The sequence below is a fragment of the Sphingomonas hengshuiensis genome (assembly GCF_000935025.1).
GTDB lineage: Bacteria > Pseudomonadota > Alphaproteobacteria > Sphingomonadales > Sphingomonadaceae > Sphingomonas > Sphingomonas hengshuiensis.
The window spans coordinates 4,923,699-4,947,595 of the sequence record NZ_CP010836.1 but is presented as its reverse complement, the minus strand read 5'-3'; the positions used below and the strand labels follow the sequence as shown (position 1 = coordinate 4,947,595).

Genomic DNA, 23,897 nt, shown 5'->3' with positions numbered 1-23,897 from the left:
TAGCGCACAGGCGTTACCAACCCGTTTGACGCCCCACCCCTATCGCCTTCATAAGGCGGGCAATGGGACCCTATCTCTCCACAGTCGCGGACACGATCCAGACGGCAATCGCCCCGGTGTTCCTGCTCGCCGGAATCGGCGCCATCCTGAACGTGATGGTCGGGCGGCTGGCGCGAATCGTCGATCGGGCACGCGGGCTCGAACAGCTTCACCCCAGCTCGACCGGACCGGAGCATGACCGCCATGTCTGGGAACTGCGCCTGATCGATCGCCGCATCTCGGTCATCAACACCGCGATCTTCCTGTGCGTGTCCAGCGCGCTGTCGACCTGCTTCGTCGTTGCGCTGATGTTCGTCTCGCGCCTGTTCGCGCTGCATGTCGGGGCGGTGGTCGCCATCGCCTTCGTGGTTTCGATGCTGTTGCTGATGACCGGGCTGGTCTATTTCCTGGTCGAGGTGCGGATGTCGCTGGGCGCGATCCATGTCCGCGAGGAACTGCTCGAACTCGACCGCCGCAAATGACCCCCGTCGCCGAGAAGCGACTGCTTCAGGCGGCGATGATCCTCACCCTGCTGCTGCCACTCAGCGCCGCGATCGAGGGTATTGTCGGCGGCCCCCATTTCCTGGGCCGTCCGCCGAGCGTGCCGACCGACCTCGACAGCCATTTCCGCTATGTCTCCGGCCTGTTCCTGGGCATGCTGCTGCTGTTCGCGGCGTGCATCCCCAATGTCGAGCGCAACGGCGCGCGGCTGCGGATGCTCGGCGCGATGGTGTTCGTCGGCGGGCTCGCGCGGCTGCTCTCGCTGGCGCTGGTCGGCGCGCCCTCGCTCGGCCACCGCATCGGGCTTGGCATCGAACTGGTCGAACTGCCGCTGCTGCTGCTGTGGCAGGCGCGGGTGGCGCGCCGCCTCACCTGATCGCGCGCGGCCCCAGATCGGCGGGCGCGCTGGGCAGATAGCGCGGCACGACGCGGGCATGGCTCGCCTGCTCATAGGCATAGCCCGCCCCCAGCAACAGCCCGTCGCTATACGCGGTCCCGATGAACGACAGCCCGGCGGGCAACCCCTCGACCAGCCCCATCGGCACGGTCAGATGCGGATAGCCCGATACCGCGGGCAATTCGCTCGCCGAAGGGCCGGTGAACTGGTCGCCATGCGCCGGATCGCTCAGCCACGGCGTGCCATAAGTCGGGGTGACGAGCAGCCGGACATCCCCCGTCTTCAGCATCGCATCGATCCCCTCGACCCCCGCCAGCCGCAGCGATTTGGCCCGCGCGCCCAGATATTCGGGGTCATCGAGGCCCTTCAGCTTCTCCGACTTCAAGAACGTCTCCTGCCCGAAAAACGGCATTTCGGCATCGGCATGCGCGTCGTTGAACGCGATGACATCGGCCAGCGTCCGCACCGTCACCGCCGCCGGCGTGGTCGCCAGATAGGCGGCGAGATCGGCCTTCAGCTCGGTATACAGCACCACGCTCTCGGCCTCGCCCAGCCCCTTCAGCTCGGGCATCTTCACTTCGACCAAAATCGCGCCCGCCCCGCGCAGCACGTCCAGCGCCTTGTCGAACGCGGCGCCCAGCGGCGCCTCCATCTCGGGCCGCCAATAGCCGACCCGCATGCCCTTCAGCGCATCGCCGCGCAGCCCCGCCGCATAGTCGCGGCGATAGCCGTCTGCGCCCTTGGTTGCGGCGTCGGCGGGGTCGCTCCCGATCATCGCGGCGAACAGCAGCGCCACGTCCTTGACGCTCCGGCCCATCGGCCCCGGCGTATCCTGGCTATGGCTGATCGGCACGACATGCGTGCGGCTGACCAGTCCGAGCGTGGGTTTCAGCCCGACCAGCCCGTTCATCGACGCCGGGCACACCACCGATCCATCGGTCTCGGTCCCCACCGCCACCGCCGCCAGGCTCGCCGCGACCGCCGCGCCCGACCCGCTCGACGATCCGCAGGCGGAGCGATCCAGCGCATAGGGGTTCTTCACCAGCCCGCCGACCGCGCTCCATCCGCTCATCGAATTGTTGGAGCGGATATTGGCCCATTCGCTGAGGTTGGTCTTGCCCAGGATCACCGCACCCTGCGCCCGCAGCAAAGCCACCACCGGCGCGTCGCGCTTGGTGTCGTTGGCGGCGAGCGCCAGGCTGCCCGCCGTGGTGGGCAATTCGCGCGTCTCGATATTGTCCTTGATCAGCACCGGCACCCCGTCGAGCGGCCCCAGCAGCGTGCCCGCCTTGCGCCGTTTGTCGCTCGCCGCCGCCTGCGCCAGCGCGTCGGGGGTGACCGCGATGACGCTGCGGAGCGTCGGGCCCGCGCGGTCGATCGTGCGGATACGCTCGATATAGGCGTCGACCAGCCCCGCGCTGGTGGCCGTCCCGGCGGCCAGCATCGCCTGCAGCGCGTCGATCGACTTTTCCTCGACGGCAAAGCCCCTGCCGGGCAATTCGCGCGTCACAATGTCCTGCGCCGCCGCCGGAACCGCCGCGCTCGCCAGTATCGCCGCCGCCAACCAGAACCGCATTTCCGCCCTCCATCAAACCCGAAGATAGGCTAGGCGAACGCCGTTCCGGGCACCAGCCCCGTGGCAAATGCCAGACGGCCCCGGCGCATCGCTGCGTCGGGGCCGCCGGTTGCGCGCTGTTCCGTTACCGGATCAGAAGTGCGCGATGATGCCCGCCATCGGCTGGAAGCTGTTGAAGTCCTTGCCGAAGCTGTTCACTTCCAGGCGCAGGCGAACGCCCGAATGGCCCGTGATGCCGCCCAGCCCGATCGACTTGGGGCCGACTTCGATGCCGAGGCCCGCCGTGATGTCGTGATAATCGCGGCTGTCCTTGCCCAGCGTGTCGAAATTGACCCACTGATAGCCGGCCTTGCCGTAGATCAGCCCGCTCTCGCCGATGCGGAAGCCCGCACGGCCGGCGACGCCATATTCCCAGTCGATATCGCCCTTGAAGCCCTTGGTCGCATTGCCCTCGGCACCGACGAAGAGCGGCCCGAGCGGCACGTTGACGCCGATCACGCCCTGGACGATCCCGCCATCGAAATCGCGACCGCCGGGGATGCTGGGCATTCCGGCTGCGGGACGGGTGTTATCGAACTGCTCATAGCCGCCCATGACGCCGAAATAGGGCTCGATGCCAAAGGCGCGCGAGCCGTCGGGCGAGGTTGCGACACTGGTGGTGGCGGCGGTGGTTTCGGCGCCGGTATCGGCAGCCGGATAGGCGTCCTGCGCGTGCGCGACGGCAGGAAGGCTCGCGGCAAGCGCCGCGGCGAGAAGGATACGCATGTTGGGGAAAGACCTTTGCACTGTTGAAACTGGCCGACGCCGCAAAGGCCCGGATACGCTGGGCAGTCGGCGTCGGCGGGGGTTCAAAGCGCGAGGAGTCCGTTTGTTGCACTGCGGTCGTGCAGAAAAGCGCGGAAATCGGGGACTGTTGCGCTGGGGACACGGTTTCTTGCGGGGGGATGAACGGCGGGTTGCTGCGCGACGGACTCGCAGCCAGTCTGCGGTGCGTGATCGAGCGAACCCCCTGTGTCTATATCCTTGCGAGCGGCTATAACGGCACGCTCTATGTCGGGGTGACGTCCAACCTGGTCGGGCGGGTGATGCAGCACCGCGACGGCGCCTTTGCGGGGCATACGCGCCGATATGGCATCCGCCGGCTGGTCTATTTCGAAGTCGCCGAGACGATGGACGCGGCGATCCACCGCGAAAAGCAGCTCAAACGCTATCGCCGTGACTGGAAGCGCAACCTGATCGAGCGCCAGAACCCGGAATGGAATGACCTGGCAGTGGGGTTTGGGTTACCGCCATTGGGGTGAGGTCGGCTTTTCCCCCCACCACCGCCACCCACAACTGTCACCCCGGCCTCGTGCCGGGGCCCACCGGGCAGCCGAAGGAACGACCAAGCGGCGGCGCCCGTCGGTCACCGCCACGCATGCTTGCGGCAGGCGGTCGCGCAAAGAGCGGGGGGGATTCCGATGTGGCACCGTGGGCCCCGGCACAAGGCCGGGGTGACGATGGTGAGGCCGCCGCCACCCACAATTGTCACCCCGGCCTCGTGCCGGGGCCCACCGGGCAGCCGGGGGACGACCAAGCGGCGGCGCCCGTCGGTCATCGTCACGGATGCTTGCGGCGGGCGGTCGCGCGAAGCAGCGAGGGGGATTCCGATGTGGCACCGTGGGCCCCGGCACAAGGCCGGGGTGACGGTGGTGAGGCCGCCGCCACCCACAACTGTCACCCCGGCCTCGTGCCGGGGCCCACCGGGCAGCCAGCAAACGGCCAAGCGGCGGCGCCCGTCGGTCACCGCCACGGACGCCTGCGGCGGGCGGTCGCGCAAAGCAGCGAGGGGGATTCCGATGTGGCACCGTGGGCCCCGGCACAAGGCCGGGGTGACGGTGGTGAGGCCGCCGCCACCCACAATTGTCACCCCGGCCTTGTGCCGGGGCCCACCGGGCAGCCGAGGGAACGGCCAAGGGGCGGCGCCCGTCGGTCATCGTCACGGATGCTTGCGGCAAGCGGTTCGGGCGGAGCCGCGGAGTAATTCCCCCGCGGCACCGTGGGCCCCGGCACAAGGCCGGGGTGACGGTTGGCCCCCTCGGCCTATTCCGCCGCAACCCCCGCGCGCGAGAACATGTCCCCGCTATCGCCCGCATCCTCGTTCGCCACGGCCACGACCTTCGCCTTTTGCCGCTTGTCGAACGAATCCCACACTTCGTTCCAATTGCCCCGCGTCGCGCCCTTCGAATATTCGGTCGCGCGCTGTTCGAAGAAATTGGCGTGCTCCACGCCGTTGAGCAACGGCGCCAGCCAGGGCAGCGGGTGTTCCTCGATCAGGTAGATCGGCTTCATCCCCAATTGCCCCAGCCGCCAGTCGGCGATGTAGCGGACATATTTCTTGATCTCCTTGGGCGTCATGCCGTTCACCGGCCCCTGTTCGAACGCCAGGTCGATGAACGCATCCTCCAGCCGCACCGTCGTCTGGCACATGTCCATGATATCGCTGCGCACCGACTTGGTCAGGCAGTCGCGCTCCTTCACAAAGGTGTGGAACAGCTTGATGATGCCCTCGCAGTGCAGGCTTTCGTCGCGGATCGACCAGGTGACGATCTGGCCCATTCCCTTCATCTTGTTGAAGCGCGGGAAGTTCATCAGCATCGCGAAGCTGGCGAAGAGCTGGAGCCCCTCGGTAAAGCCGCCGAACATCGCCAGCGTCTTGGCAATGTCCTCGTCATTGTCGACGCCGAACGTGCCGAGATAGTCGTGCTTGTCCTTCATTTCGGCATATTCGAGGAACATGCCATACTCGCTCTCGGGCATCCCGATCGTGTCGAGCAGATGGCTGTACGCGGCGATATGCACCGTCTCCATGTTGGAGAAGGCGGCGAGCATCATCTTGATCTCGGTCGGCTTGAACACCCGGCCATATTGCTCGTGATAGCAATTCTGCACCTCGACATCGGCCTGGGTGAAGAAGCGGAAGATCTGGGTCAGCAGGTTACGCTCATGATCCGACAGCTTCTGCGCCCAGTCGCGGCAATCCTCGCCCAACGGCACTTCCTCGGGCATCCAGTGGATCTGCTGCTGCCGCTTCCAGAACTCATAGGCCCAGGGATATTCAAAGGGCTTGTAAGTCTTGCGGGCTTCGAGAAGGGACATGGGGGTTACTCCGAGACAGAATTACGAACGAGAGAAGTCAGAGGCAATGGCCGCCACGCCAACGGCGATCATCGCGGCTCCCGTCAGATAGCGTTGCCAGTCAATCCGAAAGATGGTGGGTTCCGGTTCCAGTAGATACGAAGCTCCGACCAATATCAGCCAGCTCATGCCGAAATTTGTGGCCGAGGACGGAATCGGCCCCAGTCCAGCCATCGGTGCGAAAACGCCAAGCACCCACCCACCGAGGAAGAGAGACCAGGGCAACAAGAGCCAAGTGGCGGGGCGTGGCCGCCATTTGCGTTCTCCGCTCGCCTGCTGAATCTCCAGATGGCTGGCGATAGCCGAATCAATGCTGCGCAGTTCCTCGAAATAGCGGTCCTGCCCGCGCGCCAGCCGCCGATCACGACGACGCTGGAGGCGCTGCAAACTCGATTCAGTTCCGAGAAAAGGATCGAGCAGCGGGTCGAGCAGCTTGAAAAGCAGGAAGAGCAGGCCAATGGCGACTGTACCGCTGACAAACGCCAGAAGTAGGAAGACAGGCGTGCTCACCACGCCCCTCCCGTCGCCAGCGTGAACACCGTCGCAAACCCGCCCAGGAACAGCCCCAGCGCGAAGAGCATCATCCCCGCGATGCGCAGCGCATACAGCGTCGCCTCCGCCTCGGGCAGCCCGAGCGCGCGCCGCGCCAGCGCCGGACGCACCAGCGTCACCAGCCCCGCCGCGCCCGCGACTCCCGCCACTCCGGCCATCAAGGCGATGCTGCGCGTCATTCGTGGTCGATCACCCGGCCCGGCCGCTCGCGCACGATCCGGTCGCGATAGACGATGCGCGTCACCCGGCCCCCGCGATTGGCGCCGACGCCGAACACGCAGATGCCGAGGAAATAGCCGAAATCATACCAGCCGCCATTGTTGGGCACCGCATAGACCGCGATGTCCGGCACGAAGAGCGAGAACACCCACGCCACCGGAAAGATGAAGCCGTGCCACAGCCCGAACAGGAACCCCGGCGCGGCGGGCTGGACGCTGGTCGACACCTGCGTCGCGCAGGCGGCGAGCAGCGCGAGCGCCGACAAGGCGAGGGCGGTACGGAACGGCTTCATGACGGTCTCCCATCCATGGGTATGATTGCGGGCAAAACGCGCGCCGCCATAGGTAAGGCGCACATTCGGGGAATGCCCGATGCCGGGCACCGTTCCGCCCTTCTATGCGTTACGCCATCCGAACCCACCAAAGGAGACACCCCATGGGCCATGAAAGCAACGTCCGCGAGCATATGGAAATCATCGGCGCCGACGGCGTCCATGTCGGTACCGTCGACAAGGTCGAGCATCACCGCATCAAGCTGACCAAGAAGGACAGCGGCGCGCAGATCGAAGGCGCCGAGGGCAGCCATGCGGGGCACCACCATTATATCCCCCTCGGCCTGGTCGCCGAAGTCGAAGGCGACAAGGTCCGGCTGAGCGCCAATGCCGACGTGGCGGTGACGTTCGAAGAGGAAGAGTCCGAGGGCTGAACCGGACGCGGAGGGCGAGGAGGGCTGCACGGCCCCCTCACCCTTCCGCGCCTTCGGCGCTCCCTCCCTCTCCCACAAGGGGAGAGGGACGCAGGTACCCAAGCACCCTCTCCCCTTGTGGGAGAGGGAAGGGGCCCGCCGCCGTAGGCAGTGGGAAGGGTGAGAGGAACGTATCACGCAACGTTCCCACGCAATGCAGGGGGCAGATGCCGGGCTATCTCAGCAACCACCCCGTCCAGATTTTCCATCACCGCATTGTTCCAAAACCGAAGCACACGATAGCCTTCTGCGTTCAAGAAGCGCGTGCGCGCTTCGTCCTGCGCAGGGCGTGCCACGTGGGTCGCCCCATCCACTTCGACGATGAGCTTTGCTCCATGCGAGCAAAAATCGGCATGATAGCAACCAAATGGCACCTGGCGCCTGAACCGTGCCGCCGGCAACGCCCGCCGCAGCGCCGCCCATAGTGCCTGCTCCGGTACGCTAGCGTCGCGACGCAGGATACGCGATCGCTGGACGGTGGCGGCGGGCAGCAACTGGCGCTTGGTCAGGCCGCACCCATTTCCCCTCACCCTTCCCACGCGCTCTGCGGGAACAGATTGCTGGGCTCGATCGCATAGCTCCGCCATCATGGCTCCTGTGCAGGCGCGGCGCTCAGGCGGCGCGACTCCGTCACCGGGAGCCCTGCCTCGGTCGGAACATAGATCAACGATGCCTTGCTCGATTCCAGAGCCTGAATTTGCAGATAGCGCAGATAGCCCTCGGGCCCGCCCAGACTATTCTGCAAAATCGCGTTTGCCTGGGCCGCGCCGCGTGCGCGAATGACTTCGGCCTCGGCTAGCTGAATCGCACTTTCCTTTTTCGCCCGTGCTTCGAGGATCGCCACCTGGCGCGACGATTGCGCTTCTGCCAGCGCGGCCTCGCCCGAAAGGCGCTGCGAATAGACCCGATATTGCGGATAGACGAACATAGCGAGGACGAGTGCGATGACGCCGACAACCGCCGCGGCGAGCGTGCATCCGATATTCTGATTCATGCTTCGACCTTCCCCGCCCAGTGGCGGGTTCGCCCGCCGGTCCTTTAGCCAAACCGACATAGAAGGCGGCTTCATGGCTCAGGCTATACGATGCCGCGCGCGCCTCACTGGCACGCCAGGCATTCGTCATAATCCTTCGACTCCACTTCGATCTGGCGCAGGTCGATCGTGTTGTCGGCTTCCACCCCGCCGGCAAAGCCCGCGCGCTGGATGCTCTTCGAGCGCAGATAATAGAGCGACTTGATCCCCAATTCCCACGCCCGGAAATGGAGCATCAGCAGGTCCCATTTCTCGACGTCCGCCGGGATGAACAGGTTGAGCGACTGTGCCTGGTCGATGAACGGCGCGCGGTCACCCGCCAGTTCAAGGATCCAGCGCTGGTCGATCTCGAAGCTGGTCTTGAAGCAATCCTTTTCCTCAGGCGTGAGGAAATCGAGATGCTGCACCGATCCGCCCTGTTCAAGGATCGTGTTCCACACCGCTTCCGAATTCTTGCTCTTGTCGATCAGCAGCTTTTCCAGATACGGATTGCGGATCGAGAAGCTGCCCGACAGCGTCTTGTGCGTGTAGACATTGGCCGGGATCGGCTCGATGCACGCGCTGGTGCCGCCGCAGATGATGCTGATCGACGCAGTCGGCGCGATCGCCATCTTGCAGCTGAAACGCTCCATCACGCCCATGTCGGCGGCATCGGGGCACGGGCCCCGCTCGACCGCAAGCGCCATCGATGCCTGGTCGACCTGCGCCTTCACATGCTTGAAGATGCGCAGGTTCCAGCTCTTCGCCATCGCGCCTTCGAACGGCAGCCCGCGCGCCTGGAGGAAGCTGTGGAAGCCCATCACCCCCAGGCCCACCGAACGCTCGCGCGCAGCGGAATAGGCGGCGTGTTCCATCCCCGGCTCGGCGCGCGCGATGAAATCGTCCAGCACATTGTCGAGGAAACGCATCACGTCCTCGACAAAGCCCTTCTCGTCCTTCCACTGGTCCCAGGTTTCGAGGTTGAGCGACGAGAGGCAGCACACCGCGGTCCGCTCATTGCCCAGATGGTCCTTGCCGGTGGGCAGTGTGATTTCGGCGCACAGGTTCGACGTCGAGACCTTGAGGCCCAAATCGCGGTGATGCTTGGGCATCGCCTTGTTCACATGATCGGCGAAGACGATGTACGGCTCGCCGGTCGCCAGCCGGGTCTCGACCAGCTTCTGGAACAGCGCGCGCGCGTCCACCTTGCCGCGCACCGACTGGTCCTTGGGGCTCTTCAGCTCCCATTCGGCACCGTCGCGCACCGCTTCCATGAACGCATCGGGGATCAGCACGCCGTGGTGCAGGTTCAGCGCCTTGCGGTTGAAATCGCCCGAGGGTTTGCGGATTTCGAGGAACTCCTCGATCTCCGGATGGCTCACGTCGAGATAGCAGGCCGCCGAGCCCCGGCGCAGCGACCCCTGCGAGATCGCCAGCGTCAGGCTGTCCATCACCCGCACGAACGGGATGATCCCGCTGGTCTTGCCGTTCAGGCCGACCGGCTCGCCAATGCCGCGGACATTGCCCCAATAGGTGCCGATGCCGCCGCCGCGCGACGCCAGCCAGACATTCTCGTTCCAGGTATCGACGATGCCGTTCAGGCTGTCGGGCACCGAATTGAGGAAGCACGAAATCGGCAGCCCGCGCCCGGTGCCGCCATTCGACAGCACGGGCGTCGCCGGCATGAACCACAGCCGCGAGATATAGTCGTACAGCCGCTGCGCATGGCCCGCATCGTCGGCATAGGCAGAGGCGACGCGGACGAACAGGTCCTGGTAATTCTCGCCGGGCAGCAGATAGCGGTCCTTCAGCGTCTCCTTGCCGAAATCGGTGAGCAGCGCGTCGCGGCTATGGTCGACCTCGACCGGATAGGGGCGCGGATTGATGGTGCGCGAATCCTGGTCCTTCTTGCCCGGCTTTGCAGCCTGGGCGACGGTTTCCGTGGCGCTTTTCAGCGCGGTTGCGGCGGCTTCGGCGACGGTATCGTTCACGCTGGTCTCGCTGTCCCTGAATTCCATGACTCTCTCGCCCTCTGACTCATACAAGCCCCATGCAAGGGGCGCTTAATTCCGACTCGGGGGCGGTTTGTGATCGTACCATCAGCACCGCATTGCGCGAGAACAAAAAGTGACCATCGCGCCGGCGCCACGCACGGGAACCTGTCGTCCGCATATGGTATCGCGGCGATGATCCTACCAGTGCTTGAGCTTGCCCCTCAATGCAACCACTACAGATTGTGCCAAACCGAGTCCGGGTTCAACCCGCTAAATGGCCCTGCCGGTCAACGGTTCGTCGCTAAAATGACTCGGTTCGCGGCACGCGCCAAACCGCCAACTGCCGCGACGCACGGACTTCCGGCACCTTCCGTAAACGCAAGAGAACGAACACCGAACTGCAAAAATTTTCCGGGGGAGGAATCATCCGCCACTATGAGTAACGCGGCGGTAACCCTGGGGCCTGCGCGGGCGGGGTGCCAATCGGCTTTTGGATCGTTACAAAAATAACCAACCACAAAATCCCGGAGAGCCCGCATGACCGACGAAACCGAAGCCGACCTGACCGGCGCCACCCCGCGCCGCCGCCCCCGGGCCAATGTCGAGAGCATCGGCGGGCGCAAGCTGCGGCCCAGCACGATGATGATGGGCCACGGCTATGATCCGGTGCTGTCCGAAGGATCGCTGAAACCGCCGATCTTCCTCACCTCGACCTTCGTCTTCCCCAATGCCGCGGCGGGCAAGCGCCATTTCGAAGGCGTCACCGGCAAGCGCCCCGGCGGCGCCGAGGGCCTCGTCTATTCGCGCTTCAACGGCCCGAACCAGGAGATATTGGAGGATCGGCTGGCGGTGTGGGAAGAGGCCGAGGACGCGCTCGCCTTTTCCAGCGGCATGTCGGCGATCGCGACGCTGTTCCTGTCGATGGTCAAGCCCGGCGACACGATCGTCCATTCGGGCCCCCTCTATGCCGCGACCGAGACGCTGGTCGCGCGCATCCTCGGCCGGTTCGGGGTCAACTGGCTCGATTTCCCGGCGGGCGCGACGCGCGCGGAAATCGACGCGGTGCTGACCAAGGCCGCCACCGGCCATGTCGCGCTGATCTATCTCGAAAGCCCCGCCAACCCGACCAACGCGCTGGTCGATGTCGAGGCGGTCGCCGCCAGCCGCGACGCGATCTTCACCGGGGAGAACAAGCCGCCGATCGCGATCGACAACACGTTCCTGGGCCCGCTCTGGGCACAGCCGCTCAAGCAGGGCGCCGATATCGTGGTGTACAGCCTCACCAAATATGCCGGCGGCCATTCCGATCTCGTCGCGGGCGGCGTGCTCGGCACCAAGGCGCATATCAACACCATCCGGCTGATGCGCAACACGATCGGCACGATCTGCGACCCCAACACCGCCTGGATGCTGCTCCGCAGCCTCGAGACGCTGGAACTGCGGATGAGCCGCGCCGGCGAGAATGCGGCGAAGGTCTGCGAATTCCTTGCTGCGCACCCAAAGGTGCAGCATGTCGGCTATCTCGGCTTCCTCGAACGCGGCGAGGATGCGCGCCAGGCCGATATCTATCGCCGCCACTGCACCGGCGCGGGATCGACTTTCTCGCTCTATCTCAAGGGCGGCGAGACAGAGGCGTTCGCCTTCCTCGACGCGCTCAGGATCGCCAAGCTCGCCGTCTCGCTGGGCGGCACCGAGACGCTGGCGTCGCACCCTGCGGGGATGACCCATCTGTCGGTGCCGGAGGCGCGCAAGCAGGCGCTGGGCATCACCGATAACCTGGTCCGCATCTCGATCGGCGTCGAGGATGCCGACGACCTGATCGCCGATTTCGAGGAGGCGCTGAAGGCGGTCTAAGCGCGTACCCGCGGTTCAGTCCAGCGTTCCCGCCGCCGCCTCGACAACCCCGGCCATGACCTGCTGGTCCTTGAGCGAGGGGTGGTAGTTGCACCCGGTCAGTTCGAGCGTGGGCACTTCCACCACGGTCGCACCGGTCGCGGCACCCACGGCGCGGGTGTCCGCGATGAAATTGGCCGCGCCCATCAGCACGAACCGCGCGCCCGGCTGGCGCACCTTCAGCGCGCGGACGAAATCGACATAGCGTGCGCGCCAGTCCGCGCGCAGCGCCGCATCGTCGGCCCAGGCCTCGCCGGCGTGCAGCGAAGTCGAGAAATCATTGGTCCCCAGGTTGATGACGATCAACTGCGGACGCCATGCCGGATCGACGGCGGCAGGCGCCGCGTCGGCGGGGATCGCGCGCGGATAGAGAAAGGGCAGGTTCTCGCCCGGCTTGCGCCCGGCATAGTTGCGCACGACACCATAGCCCGAATAGGCAATCACCCGGTAATCGGCGTCCAGCCGCTTCGCGAGCAACGGGCCGAACGCGGCCTGCGTATCGGTGGTGTCATGCACCTGCGCGCCATTGCAGGCGCGCGTGGGAGACAGGTCGCCATAGCCAACGCTGTGGCTGTCGCCGATGACTTCGATCTGCCGCGCGCGGGGCCGTACCCGGACAGGCTGGCCGGTCCGCGTGAAAAAGCCCCGAAACCGCGCCTTGCCCGACTGGCTCTCGGTCAGCTTCTCCAGCCGGACGACATGCTCGGCGGCGGGCAAATCCCGCACCGTGAACCGCACCGCGCCGCCGCGCAGCGTCGCGCGTTCGGTCCCGTCGATCAGAAGCCGGAAACTGTCATTCTCGCTTTCGACCTCGACGGTCACGTCGCTGCCGCGGAACCGCCCCTCGAAGTAAACGCCGGGCCAGCCGAACTCCAGGTCGGCGGTCACACGCCCGCCGACATATACCGGGATCGGCATGTCGTCGGGAATGGGAGGAACAAGGGCGAGCAGCGCGAAGATCAGCATGTGCCAAGCCTAGCCCGCCGCCGCCCTGTCGGCTATCCCCACAACCGCGCGCGATACGCCTCGAAGCACCGCGCCCCGCAGCGCAGCCGGATCAGCGCGCCCTCGGCCATCGCCGTCGCGCGTGCCGGGTCTTCCTCGACGGCGGGGCGGATCGCCTCGCGGTTCCAGTCCTCGCTATGCTTGACGTCGAGCACCGCGTGCAGCGTGAAGTAGCGCGCCTCCTTCGGCGTCAGCCCGACGCGCTTCAGCCCCTCGGCGACCAGCGCCGAGCGCCCCGGCGCAGTCAGTTCGATCGCGCCCAGCGCCCCCACCGAATGCCACGCATAGCGCCGGCTGGTCGCCATCGCGGTCATCGCATTGGCGAGGCACAGGCTTTCCCACACCGTGTTCTCGATCACCGGCTCGACCGCCAGCGTCTCGACCAGCCCGTCGAGCATCGGGCCGTGCATGCCCTTTTCGGTGCCATGCCCCATTTCGTCCCAGTAATTGCGCGCCAGTTCCAGCTTGGGCCGCACCGGCAGCTTGACCTGCGTCATCGCGACCAGGTCGTCGAACCCCGCCTCGCCCGCGGCCTCCTGTTCGAAGAACCATCGAAGCTCGTCCCGATCGGCATCCTCGGCGAGCCAGGGGAACAGCGGATCGCCCTGCCCCGGCCCTACAGCCTTAAGTGCCTCGAACCACTCGATAAAGCCCTCGACATCGGTCGGCACCGATGCGGCCTCGTCGATCACCTCGGCGCGCAGTTCCTCGAGGAACCCGCCTTCCAGCCGCTGCATCTTGACGTCGCGCTCGAACCGGCGCTGCCAGTCGTTGCTGGGGAATCCGGGTTCCAGCCGCTCGCGATTCCAATGCGCCAATCCGCGCTGGAAACTGTCTGTCAGAAATTGCGATTCCGCGACCTGCGCGAAATCGTGTGGGCGGCTAGCCATGTCGGTATCACTCCTGCTGGCCCCCAAAACCCTCCGAAATAAGCGATTGTTCCGACGCGCGCCCCGCCCCTAACCTGGATCAGGACGAATCCGGCATCGTGAAGCGGGCGCTTCTACTGCTGCGAAACTGCGCTAAGCTGTGGGCGATGATCGCCTCTTTTCGCCGGACATTATCCGCGCTCGCCGCATTCTCGCTCGCCACGGGGCCGCTCGTCGCGCAAACCGCGCCGCCCAGCGGCTATGCCAGCGTCGATCCCTTCATCGGCACCGGCGGCGAGGGCCATAGCTTTCCGGGCGCGGTCGCGCCGTTCGGGATGGTCCAGCTCAGCCCCGATACCGACACCCGCTGCGAGATCCGCGCCTGCTACCCGCACGCGGCGGGCTATCGCTATGAGGACCCGACGATCCAGGGCTTCTCGATGACCCATTTCTCGGGCGCGGGGCATTCGGACCTCGGCGATTTCCTGGTGATGCCGGTGCGCGGCGATGTCGTCCCGCTGGAGCCCGGCGACCCCGCGACGCCGCGCTCGGGCTATCGCTCGCGCTACGCCAAGCAGAGCGAGACCGCCTCGCCCGGCTATTACGCCGTCCAGCTCGACGACGCCCAGACCCGCGCCGAAATGACCGCCGGCACGCGAATCGGGGTCCAGCGCTATCGCTTCACCCCCGGCGCGCCCGCGCATCTGGTGCTCGACCTGCGCAGCGCGCTGTACACTTATCCGGGCAAGACGCTCTGGTCCTCGGTCCGCATCCGCCCCGACGGCACGATCACCGGCATGCGCGAGACCCGCGGCTGGGCGCCCGCGCGCAAATTGTACTTCGCGATGCGGCCCTCGGCGCCGCTCACCGGCCATGGCTTTTTCAACGCCGAGGAGAAAGTCCCGTACAAGGGTTTCCAGGGCCCCTCGCGCGGCCGCGACGATGCCGCCCAGCTTGCCGGGCGCGCGCTCGTCGCCCGGCTCGATTTCGGGCTGCTCGACAGGCCGCTTGAAGTGAAGGTCGCACTCTCCAGCGTCGATGAGGACGGCGCGATCGCCAATCTCGACAGCGAGCCCGGCGATTTCGACGCGATCCGCGCCCGCACCCGCGCGGCATGGGAGGCGGCACTCGGCGTGCTCCAGATCGACGCCCCCGCGCCGATGCGGACCAGCGTCTATACCGCGCTCTACCACAGCCTGATGGCGCCCAGCGTCTTCTCCGACACCGATGGCCGCTATCGCGGGCCCGACGATCAGGTCCACCGGGCAGAGGGCTTCACCTTCCACTCGACCTTTTCGCTATGGGACACGTTCCGCGCCGAACATCCGCTGCTGCTCCTCGTCCAGCCCGAGCGCCGCAACGCCGACTTCATCCGCTCGCTGCTCGCCAGCCAGCAGGCGAGCCCGTTCGGCATCCTCCCGGTCTGGCAGTTCCATGGGCGCGAGACCTGGACGATGATCGGCTATCACGCGGTCCCGGTGATCGCCGACGCGTATCTGAAGGGCGTGCGCGGCTTCGATGCAGACGCCGCGCTGGCGGCGATGGTGCAGAGCGCGAGCTATGGCCCCTATGGCGGGCTCGATTGGTATATGCGGCTCGGCTATGTCCCGATCGACAAGGAGCCCGAGGCGGCGTCCAAGACCGTCGAATATGCCTATGACGACTGGACCATCGCCCGCATGGCGCGCGCACTGGGCAAGGCGGACGTCGCCGCGACCTTCGAGAAGCGTGCCGGCAACTGGCGCAACAGCTTCGATGCGAAGACCGGCTTCCTCCGCGCGCGTCTGAGCGACGGCAGCTTCCGCGAACCGTTCGATCCGACCGCGATCAACTATGGCAGCGACTATACCGAGGGCAATGCCTGGCAATATTCGTGGTTCGTGCCGCACGATCAGGCCGCGATGTTCCGCCTGCTCGGCGGCGACGCGGCGGCGGTGCGCAAGCTCGATGCGATGTTCGATTTCGACAACTCGAAGCTCGACTATAGCCATGCCGAGGACATTGCCGGGCTGATCGGCCAATATATCCATGGCAACGAACCCAGCCACCATGTCGCCTATCTGTACGGCTTTGCCGGCCAGCCGTGGCGGACGCAGGAACGGCTGACGCAGATCGTGGGCAGCCAGTACAAGCCGACCCCCGACGGCCTGTCGGGCAATGACGATCTCGGCCAGATGTCGGCGTGGCTCGTCTTCACGGCGCTCGGCTTCTATCCGGTCGCGCCGGGATCGAACCAATATGTCATCGGCCGCCCCTTCGTCGATCGCGCGGTGCTCACGCTGCCGAACGGCAAGCGCTTCACGGTCGTCGCGAGCGGGCTGTCGGACGCCAATCGCTATGTCGGCAAGGTCACGCTCAACGGCCGCCCGCTGCCCCGCGGCTATCTCCGGCACGAGGAACTCGTGGCCGGCGGCGAACTGCGCTTCACGATGCAGCCGCGCCCGAACAGAAGCTGGGCCACGGCACGCGCGGCACGGCCCTATTCGGCGAGCGCCGCGGGGGTGCGGTAAGGGACGGTCGGGAGAGTTCCCCCACTTCGTCACCCCGGCCCTGTGCCGGGGCCCACCGGGCGGCACCGGCACCCCGCCGCCGCATCGCATTTCCCGAGCCACAGCTGGGCCCCGGCACAAGGCCGGGGTGACGAAGTGGGGAGTAGTCCGGGGCCCCGAAGCGGAGGGCCCAGGATAGCAAGCGGCGCCCGCACCCGGCATCCCTCTTAACCGTCACCCCGGCCCTGTGCCGGGGCCCACCGCGCCACTCCGGCACCCCATCACCGCATCGCATTCCCCAAGCCACAGCTGGGCCCCGGCACAGGGCCGGGGTGACGGGGTGGGGCGAAACCGCGGTCGGTACAGCCCTCAACCGTCGCCAACCCGCTCGATATCCGCGCCCACCGCCTGCAACTTCTCTTCCAGCCGCTCATAGCCGCGGTCGAGATGGTACACCCGGTTGACCTGCGTCTCGCCCTCCGCCGCCAGCCCGGCGAGGATCAGGCTCATCGACGCGCGCAGGTCGGTCGCCATCACCGGGGCGCCGACCATCTTGTCGACGCCGCGCACCACGGCGGTGCGGCCATGGACTTCGATATTGGCGCCCATCCGGATCAGTTCGGGGACGTGCATATAGCGGTTCTCGAAGATCGTCTCGGTCAGCACGCTGGCGCCGTCGGCCTTGCACAGCATCGCCATGAACTGCGCCTGCATGTCGGTGGCGAAGCCCGGGAACGGCGCGGTCGACAGCGTCAGCGGCTGGATGCCGTTGGTCGCGATGATACGAACCGAATCGCGGCCTTCCTCGACGGTGATCCCCGCCTCGACCAGCGCGTCCAGCGTCGCGCGCATGTCGTCGGCATCAGCGCCGACCAGCTCGACATCGCCGCCGGTGATCGCCGCGGCACAGGCATAGCTGCCCGCCTCGATCCGGTCGGGCATCACGCTGTACGTCGCGCCGTGCAGCCGGTCGCGGCCCTCAATCTCCAGCCGCTCGGTGCCGATGCCGTGGATCGACGCGCCCATCGCGACCAGCAGATTGCACAGGTCGACGATCTCGGGCTCGCGCGCGGCATTGTCGAGCACGGTCGTTCCGCGCGCGGTGACTGCCGCCATCAGCACATTCTCGGTCGCGCCCACCGACACGACGGGGAAGCTGTAGCGCCCGCCCGCCAGCCGCCCGCCGGGCGCGGTCGCCTTGACATAGCCCGCCGCCAGTTCGATCTCGGCGCCGATCGCCTCCAGCGCCTTCAGGTGCAGGTCGATCGGGCGGTTGCCGATCGCGCAGCCGCCGGGCAGCGACACCGTCGCCTCGCCCGCACGCCCCAGCAACGGCCCCAGTACGAGGATCGACGCGCGCATTTTCCGCACAATGTCATAGGGCGCGACCGTCGAGGTCAGATGCCCCGCGCGCATCGTCATCACCCGCCCGAAATCGGTCGGCCGCGTCCCCTCGATCGCAGTCGACGCGCCCAGCTCGTTGAGCAGATGCCCGAAACTGTCGACATCGGCGAGCCGCGGCAGATTGCGCAGCGTCACCGGCTCGTCGGTCAGCAGCGCGCAGGGCATCAGCGTCAGCGCCGCGTTCTTCGCCCCCGATACCGGGATTCTACCTAGCAGGCGCTTGCCGCCGCGGATGATTATACGGTCCATGCCCGCGCTTCTAGCCGCTCGGCGGGCGTTCGCAAGCGCGCCAGTCGGAGCGAAGTATTGATCGACTTTAATGCGCGGGTCCGTCGGCGCTGCTTTGCACTGCAATAGGGGGAGAAGCGATTGCGTGTCGGGTAGCTGTTTCGCAGACATATTGAGCGAGCTTATCGCGTTGACTCCGGGGGAGAAGACGGCGCTCGAAAAACTGGAGGAACGCCAGCGGCATGTGCGCCGCGGGGCGGTGCTGCAGCGTGAGAATGAAGAATGCGGCGAGCTGTTCATCCTGCGCCGCGGGTTGATGATGAGCTATGTCCTGCTCGACGACGGCAGCCGCCAGATTCTGCGCTTCCTGTTCCCCGGCGACATGCTCGGCGTGTCGAGCGCAGTCTATCGCGAGGCGCCGGAAACGCTCGCGGCGCTGTCCGACTGCGTCGTCTCGCCCTTCGATCGCGCCGCGCTGGCGCAGATCATGATCGATCACCCCCGGCTGTCGGCGATGGTGCTGGTCTATGGCCAGATCGAGCGCGTCGCGCTGACCGATCGGCTTGCGGCGCTCGGACGCACCAGCGCCAAGGCACGCGTCGCCGCCTTGCTGCTCGAGCTGCGCAACCGGCTGCGCGGCACCGACAAGACCATCGCCAATGCCTTTGCGCTGGGGCTGACGCAGGAAGAGATCGGCGACGCCACCGGGCTCACCGCGGTCCATGTCAACCGCATGCTCCGCCAGCTCGAAGACGACGGCATGATCGCGCGCGAAGCGGGCCGCGTGACGATCGTGGACGAACGCGCGCTCGTCCACACCGCGAACTATGTGAACCGCTATGAGGGGCTGAACCTGGCCTGGCTGCCGAAACCGCGGGACTGAGGCCGCGCCGGAAGGGTGAGGGTGCGCGGGGTCGCCCCTACCCCTCCACCCCCAGCTGCCACAGCACGAACGCCATCTCCTCCGCCGCTTCCTTCAGGCTCTCCCACCGCCCCGACTTGCCGCCATGCCCGGCGCCCATATTGGTCTTGAGCAGCAGGACGTTGCGATCCGTCTTGGTCGCGCGCAGCTTCGCCGCCCATTTGGCCGGCTCCCAATAGGTCACGCGCGGATCGTTGAGCCCGCCGCTGATGAACAAGGGCGGATAGTCCTGCGCCGTCACATTGTCATAGGGGCTGTACGACCGGATCAGCGCGAACGCGTTCGCATCCTCGATCGGATTGCCCCATTCGGGCCATTCGCCGGGGGTGAGCGGCAGGCTCTCGTCGAGCATCGTGTTGAGCACGTCGACAAACGGCACGTCGGCGATCACCGCGCCCCAGAGTTCGGGGTCGCTGTTGACCACCGCCCCCATCAGCTCGCCCCCCGCCGAGCGCCCGGCGATCGCGATGCCGCCTGCGTGGGTATAGCCCTGCGCGATCAGCCCCTTCGCCACGTCGACGAAATCGGTGAAGCTGTTGGTCCGCTTCTCCAGCTTGCCGTCATGATACCATTGCTGGCCGAGGTCGTCGCCGCCCCGGATATGCGCGATCGCGAACGCCATGCCGCGGTCGAGGAACGACATCCGGCTGGTCGAGAAACCCGGCGGGATCGCATGGCCATAGGCGCCGTACGCATAGAGATACAGCTTGCCGCTGCCGTCGCGCGGGAAATCCTTCGGGTAGACGATCGACACCGGCACCTTCGTCCCGTCGCGCGCCGCGATCTTCAGCCGCTCGGTGCGGTATTTGCTGCCGTCATAGCCGCTCGGTATCTCCTGGACCTTGAGCGTCTCCAGCGCGCCCGTCGCGACGTCATAATCCTGCACCGTCCCCGGCGTGACCATCGACTCATAGCCCAGCCGCAGCTTCGCCACCGCATATTCGGGATTGTCGCCCAGCCCCGTGACATAGCTCGCCTCGGGGAAGGTCAGCCGCACCGGCGGCACTGCGGGGTCGTAGCGGTGCAGCTCGATCTGATCGAGCCCGTCCTCGCGCCCCTCGACGATGAAGAAATCGGCGAAACAGGTCACCCCGGTCATGTAGAAATGCGGGGACGCCGCGATCCGCTCGGTCCATTCGCCCGGCGCTTCGACCGGCGCAGTCACCAGCCGGAATTGCGGATCGGTGTCGTTGGTGTGGAGGAACAGCACGCCGTCATGCTCGTCGACATCATATTCGCGCCCCTCCTTGCGCGGCGCGACACAGACCAAGGGCGCGGCGGGATTGTCGGCGGGGAGCAGATAGATTTCGGTGCTGTTATGGTCGCCGGTCGATACCAGCAGCCACTTGCGCGACTGAGTCTCGCCCACCGATACGCGATAGCCCTCATCGGCCTCGCGGAAAATCTCGACGTCGCGCTCTACGGCCTCGCCCAGTCTGTGCCAGCGGGCATTGTCGGTCCGCCAGTTGTCGTTGGCCAGCCCGTACAGGAACCCCTTCGAATCCGCGGTCCACACGATTTCGGAGAGCATGCCGGGGATCGTATCGGGCAGCAATTCGCCGCTCGTCAGGTCCTTCACCCGAACCTCGAACCGCTCCGAGCCATTGTCGTCGAACGCATAGGCCAGCCAGCGCCCGTCGGGGCTCCCCGAAATCGCGCCGAGCCGGAAATATTCCTTGCCCTCGGCCAGCGCCGGCTCGTCGAGGATCAGCTGGTCCGCGCCGCCATCGACGTGCCGCCGCCACCAGCGCGGATATTCGCCGCCGGTCTCGTAATCGGTCCAGTACACCCAGTCGCCGTCGCGCTGCGGAACGGTCGACTCATCCTCCTTGATCCGCGCGCGCATCTCTTCGAACAGCCGCTGCGACAGCGGCTTCAGCGGCGCCATCACCGCGTCGAAATAGGCGTTTTCCTCCGCCAGATACGCCAGCACGTCCGTGTCCGTCACATCGGGATAGCCCGGATCGCGCAGCCACGCCCAGGGGTCCTCTACCGTCACTCCGTGGAAGGTGAAGGCATGCGGGCGCGTCGCGGCGACGGGGGGATTGGGCAAATCGGTCATCGCTATGTCCTTAGCCCAGCCCGCCCGCGTGTCGAGAGCCGCGCGCGCCGGTCATCCCGCGTATTGCGACTGCCGCGCCTGCGCCGCCGCGACCACGCGGTTCCGCCCGCCATGCTTGGCGAGGTACAGCGCCTCGTCCGCCTCGCCCAGCGCCGCATCGAGCGCGCCCTGCCGATAGCGCGCGACCCCCGCCGAAAACGTGACCGCCCGGCCCTCGATGCGCTCGATCGGGTCGCCGATCAGCGTCCGCGCGACGCGCTCCAGCACGCGCACCGCCTCTTCCTCGGTCACGTCCCAGAACAGCATCGCAAACTCCTCGCCGCCCCAGCGCGCCAGCAGGTCGCGCCGCCGCAGCTCCCCCGAAAGCCGCTCGGCAAAGCCGCGCAGCACGCGGTCGCCCGCATCATGGCCCAGCCGGTCGTTGACCAGCTTGAAATGGTCGAGGTCGATCAGCACGATCGCGCCCCGCCCGCCCGCATCCGCCGCGGCGATATCGGCCAGGAAGCCGCGCCGATTGCGCACCCCGGTCAGCACATCCTCATGCGCCGCCAGGTCGAGCGCGCTGGCCCGCGCCTCGGACGCCCCCGCCGCGCGGTTGACGCCGCTGAGCAGCGTGCCGACGACGTCGCCCCGCGCCACGGGCAGCGGAGCGACTTTCCCGCCGCTCTCCAGCGTGCGCAGCGCCTCTGCGGCGGCGTCGACCGGGCGGAGCAGCGCCCCCATCCCCGCCAGCGCGATACCTGCGCCGATGACGGTCGCGAGCAGCAGCAGGATCACTTCGCCCGCCGCGATCCGCCCGGTCGCCGCACCCCAGACGATATAGGAAAGCAGCGGCACATGCGTCGCGACGAAGCACAGCGCGAACAGCCGCGCACGGAAACTCGTTGGAAACAGGAAGGACGTAGCAAGGTAAAACTGCATCGAGGGTACGCTCCACGCCCGCAACATGCAGGCGCGGCCCTTCTCGGCGCATTGCCGCAATTAGTTGATTCCAAAAGGGTCGATGCGCCCGCCGCTCGCCGCAGTTGCGCACCGTTCCGTCGCCCTTCGGGCTCAGAGCTGTTTGGAAATGCGCCGTGGCGCATTTCGCGGCACCGGCCCGCTCCCCCGCCCGGCCACCCAACGGCAGTATTCTATGGGTGGCCGGGCGGGGGAGCGGGCGGAGCGCTCCAAGGTTCCAGCGATGCGAAGCGTCGTTGGAAAGAGTGCGGAGGGCGGTGCCGCACTGAAATTCGCTCTTTCGCGAATTTCCAAACAATCACTTACGTCGAGCAGCCCCGCGCTGTGACCGGCCAGGCGCCGATCACCTCGTCCCCCGCCACCAGATGATAGCGGTCGTACAGGTTGACCGTAGGGTCGCAATGCGGCGGCATCAGCACGACGCGCGCGCCCAGTCCCGGCGGCACCGCGCCGATCACCGCGCCATGCTCGTCCCCGGTAAAGACATACCGTCCCTCGGCGCCCGCCAGCACCACCGGCACCCCGGCATCGGCGGCAAATGCCTTCAGCCCCGCGTCGATCGTCACGCGGCCCGGCGCATTGACGCTGACCACGGTGGCATCGACGAACAACGCCGTCTCGAACCCCGGCCCCGCCGCCTCGCAATCGCGATATTCGCGGTCCATGAAGACATAGGAGCCGACCTGAAGCTCGGTCAGCACCCCCAATTCGGCATCGATCGCAAAGCTGCCGGTGCCGCCGCCGGTGACATGCGACACGGCAAATCCCGCCTCCGCCAGCGCCGCCAGCACACTGCGCAGATACTCGGCCCGCTCGGCCAGCGCCGCGCGCCGTTCGGCCAGCGCCGGCACATGCTGGAGCGACCCGCAGTAAAATTGCACCCCGCCCAGCTTCAGCCGCGCCGACGCCGTAATCGCCCGCGCCAAAGCCACCGCCGCCTCCGCCGACGCGACCCCGGTGCGCAGCATCCCCGGATCGACATCGATCAGCACGGTCAGCGGCGCATCGACCCCCGCATCGAGCGCCACGACAGTGTCCGGATGGTCCACGACCACCGACAGCGCGATGCGGCGGTTGAGCGCGGCCAGCCGGGCGATCGCATCGGGCCGCACCACCGGCGAGGTCAAATGAATGTCCGCCGCCCCCGCATCCACCAGCGCCTCGGCCTCGCCCAGCTTGGCACAGCATATCCCCACGGCGCCGCCCGCGATCTGGCGCAGCGCGATCTCGGCGCTCTTGTGCGTCTTGGCATGCGGGCGCAGCTTGATGCCGCGCGCCGCCGCAAACGCCGCCATCGCGGCGATGTTGCGCTCGAGCGCCGCCAGATCGATCACAAGCGCCGGGGTGGGCAGCGCATCGCGGGGAAAGGGATAGGGCATTGCGCCACGATAGCCCCAAGTCCGCCCCCCGCGCCATCGTCCTGACTTCGAAGCGCGCGGCGTTTCGCGATACCGGAGGCATTTCGCGCGATGATCATTCCTCCCCGGGCGAAGCTCGGGGAGGGGGACCGCATAGGGAGCGGGGGACGCTTTTCCCACTTCCCGTCATGCTGAACTTGGTTCAGCATCCAACCCTCAACCCGCTACGCCGTTGCTTGTGGATACATGGATGCTGAACCAAGTTCAGCATGACGGCGGTAATAGGGGTGCATACGCATCCAAATGCGATTGCCCTGCCGTTCCGGGGAGGATTTTTGGGGCAGTCATTCCCGCCCGAGCTTTCTCAAGGAGGCGGACCGTGCCCGCCGGGTATCGAGCCCGACCGCAGCCAAACCCACCCAATGCCCGGCACTCGCAACGCCCCTATGCGATCACCCTTCAATAACTGCGTTCGCCCCTTCCAATGTAGGATTTC

General features: G+C 66.7%; 22 protein-coding genes. 7 read left to right on the top strand and 15 right to left on the bottom strand.

Annotation, left to right across the window (positions count from 1 at the left end; translation table 11 throughout):
* The first annotated feature begins 62 nt into the window (after positions 1-62).
* Both TS85_RS22665 and TS85_RS22660 read left to right on the top strand, forming a co-directional pair.
* Positions 63-521, top strand: coding sequence for a DUF2721 domain-containing protein (locus TS85_RS22665; protein WP_044335300.1), 459 nt, complete (start codon positions 63-65; stop codon positions 519-521).
* Positions 518-916 carry a DUF4345 domain-containing protein gene (locus TS85_RS22660; RefSeq protein WP_044335298.1) on the top strand — a complete coding sequence of 133 codons (399 nt, stop codon included), beginning with the start codon at positions 518-520 and terminating at the stop codon, positions 914-916. The genes TS85_RS22665 and TS85_RS22660 overlap by 4 nt, the downstream gene beginning before the upstream one ends.
* Here TS85_RS22660 and TS85_RS22655 read toward each other — a convergent pair.
* Both TS85_RS22655 and TS85_RS22650 read right to left on the bottom strand, forming a co-directional pair.
* Entirely contained in the window at positions 909-2,513 is a 1,605-nt protein-coding gene (locus tag TS85_RS22655) for an amidase (RefSeq protein ID WP_052508066.1), read from the bottom strand. The genes TS85_RS22660 and TS85_RS22655 overlap by 8 nt on opposite strands.
* 132 nt (positions 2,514-2,645) lie before the next feature.
* The gene (locus TS85_RS22650; RefSeq protein ID WP_044335297.1) at positions 2,646-3,278 is read right to left on the bottom strand and encodes an outer membrane protein; all 633 of its coding nucleotides are present in this window, start codon (positions 3,276-3,278) and stop codon (positions 2,646-2,648) included.
* Between the two features lie 179 nt (positions 3,279-3,457).
* Here TS85_RS22650 and TS85_RS22645 point away from each other — a divergent pair, with 179 nt between their 5' ends.
* Positions 3,458-3,814: a GIY-YIG nuclease family protein gene (locus TS85_RS22645; protein ID WP_044335296.1), complete on the top strand. Its 357-nt coding sequence runs from the start codon at positions 3,458-3,460 to the stop codon at positions 3,812-3,814.
* A 781-nt stretch (positions 3,815-4,595) separates the two neighbouring features.
* On the opposite strand, the gene TS85_RS22640 is transcribed toward TS85_RS22645, so the two are convergent.
* Genes TS85_RS22640 through TS85_RS22625 form a run of 4 tightly spaced genes read right to left on the bottom strand, consistent with a single transcriptional unit; the run spans position 4,596 to position 6,753 of the window.
* Complete coding sequence (locus TS85_RS22640; RefSeq protein WP_044335294.1) at positions 4,596-5,651, bottom strand: ribonucleotide-diphosphate reductase subunit beta; 1,056 nt, start codon at positions 5,649-5,651, stop codon at positions 4,596-4,598.
* A 21-nt stretch (positions 5,652-5,672) separates the two neighbouring features.
* Complete coding sequence (locus TS85_RS22635; RefSeq protein WP_155006533.1) at positions 5,673-6,200, bottom strand: hypothetical protein; 528 nt, start codon at positions 6,198-6,200, stop codon at positions 5,673-5,675.
* Entirely contained in the window at positions 6,197-6,421 is a 225-nt protein-coding gene (locus TS85_RS22630; RefSeq protein ID WP_044335290.1) for a hypothetical protein, read from the bottom strand. The genes TS85_RS22635 and TS85_RS22630 overlap by 4 nt, the downstream gene beginning before the upstream one ends.
* Positions 6,418-6,753 carry a hypothetical protein gene (locus tag TS85_RS22625; protein WP_044335288.1) on the bottom strand — a complete coding sequence of 112 codons (336 nt, stop codon included), beginning with the start codon at positions 6,751-6,753 and terminating at the stop codon, positions 6,418-6,420. The genes TS85_RS22630 and TS85_RS22625 overlap by 4 nt, the downstream gene beginning before the upstream one ends.
* A gap of 143 nt (positions 6,754-6,896) precedes the next feature.
* Between TS85_RS22625 and TS85_RS22620 the strand changes: the two genes are divergently transcribed.
* Positions 6,897-7,166, top strand: a complete 270-nt coding sequence (locus tag TS85_RS22620) for a DUF2171 domain-containing protein (RefSeq protein ID WP_044335286.1) — start codon at positions 6,897-6,899, stop codon at positions 7,164-7,166.
* A gap of 173 nt (positions 7,167-7,339) precedes the next feature.
* On the opposite strand, the gene TS85_RS24945 is transcribed toward TS85_RS22620, so the two are convergent.
* From TS85_RS24945 to TS85_RS22610, 3 genes are read right to left on the bottom strand one after another with little or no spacing between them, the layout of a single operon-like run.
* A complete protein-coding gene (locus TS85_RS24945) occupies positions 7,340-7,795 on the bottom strand; it encodes an endonuclease domain-containing protein (RefSeq protein WP_320407134.1) in 456 nt (151 codons plus the stop codon).
* Complete coding sequence (locus TS85_RS22615; protein WP_227698581.1) at positions 7,792-8,274, bottom strand: SPFH domain-containing protein; 483 nt, start codon at positions 8,272-8,274, stop codon at positions 7,792-7,794. Before TS85_RS22615 ends, TS85_RS24945 begins: the two co-directional genes overlap by 4 nt.
* A 29-nt stretch (positions 8,275-8,303) precedes the next feature.
* Positions 8,304-10,235, bottom strand: coding sequence for a ribonucleoside-diphosphate reductase subunit alpha (locus TS85_RS22610; protein WP_044335282.1), 1,932 nt, complete (start codon positions 10,233-10,235; stop codon positions 8,304-8,306).
* A gap of 513 nt (positions 10,236-10,748) precedes the next feature.
* Here TS85_RS22610 and TS85_RS22605 point away from each other — a divergent pair.
* Complete coding sequence (locus tag TS85_RS22605) at positions 10,749-12,065, top strand: cystathionine gamma-synthase family protein (protein WP_044335280.1); 1,317 nt, start codon at positions 10,749-10,751, stop codon at positions 12,063-12,065.
* 15 nt (positions 12,066-12,080) lie between these two features.
* Here TS85_RS22605 and TS85_RS22600 read toward each other — a convergent pair whose 3' ends face one another.
* Both TS85_RS22600 and TS85_RS22595 read right to left on the bottom strand, forming a co-directional pair.
* Positions 12,081-13,070, bottom strand: coding sequence for an SGNH/GDSL hydrolase family protein (locus TS85_RS22600; protein WP_044335278.1), 990 nt, complete (start codon positions 13,068-13,070; stop codon positions 12,081-12,083).
* 32 nt (positions 13,071-13,102) lie between these two features.
* Positions 13,103-13,999, bottom strand: coding sequence for an iron-containing redox enzyme family protein (locus TS85_RS22595; RefSeq protein WP_044335276.1), 897 nt, complete (start codon positions 13,997-13,999; stop codon positions 13,103-13,105).
* Between the two features lie 146 nt (positions 14,000-14,145).
* Between TS85_RS22595 and TS85_RS22590 the strand changes: the two genes are divergently transcribed.
* Positions 14,146-16,488 (top strand): GH92 family glycosyl hydrolase, encoded by a 2,343-nt coding sequence (locus TS85_RS22590; RefSeq protein ID WP_044335274.1) that lies wholly within the window; start codon positions 14,146-14,148, stop codon positions 16,486-16,488.
* Positions 16,489-16,836: 348 nt separating this feature from the next.
* Here the strand turns inward: TS85_RS22590 and murA are convergent, their stop codons facing one another.
* Positions 16,837-18,120 carry a UDP-N-acetylglucosamine 1-carboxyvinyltransferase gene (murA, locus tag TS85_RS22585; protein WP_044335271.1) on the bottom strand — a complete coding sequence of 428 codons (1,284 nt, stop codon included), beginning with the start codon at positions 18,118-18,120 and terminating at the stop codon, positions 16,837-16,839.
* Between the two features lie 151 nt (positions 18,121-18,271).
* Here murA and TS85_RS22580 point away from each other — a divergent pair, with 151 nt between their 5' ends.
* Positions 18,272-18,982 carry a Crp/Fnr family transcriptional regulator gene (locus TS85_RS22580; RefSeq protein ID WP_044335269.1) on the top strand — a complete coding sequence of 237 codons (711 nt, stop codon included), beginning with the start codon at positions 18,272-18,274 and terminating at the stop codon, positions 18,980-18,982.
* 37 nt (positions 18,983-19,019) lie between these two features.
* Here the strand turns inward: TS85_RS22580 and TS85_RS22575 are convergent, their stop codons facing one another.
* From TS85_RS22575 to TS85_RS22565, 3 genes are all read right to left on the bottom strand, one after another.
* Entirely contained in the window at positions 19,020-21,083 is a 2,064-nt protein-coding gene (locus tag TS85_RS22575; protein WP_044335267.1) for a S9 family peptidase, read from the bottom strand.
* Between the two features lie 51 nt (positions 21,084-21,134).
* Complete coding sequence (locus TS85_RS22570) at positions 21,135-22,004, bottom strand: GGDEF domain-containing protein (protein WP_044335266.1); 870 nt, start codon at positions 22,002-22,004, stop codon at positions 21,135-21,137.
* Positions 22,005-22,345: 341 nt separating this feature from the next.
* Positions 22,346-23,422, bottom strand: coding sequence for a DSD1 family PLP-dependent enzyme (locus tag TS85_RS22565; RefSeq protein WP_044335264.1), 1,077 nt, complete (start codon positions 23,420-23,422; stop codon positions 22,346-22,348).
* Between the last annotated feature and the right edge of the window lie 475 nt (positions 23,423-23,897).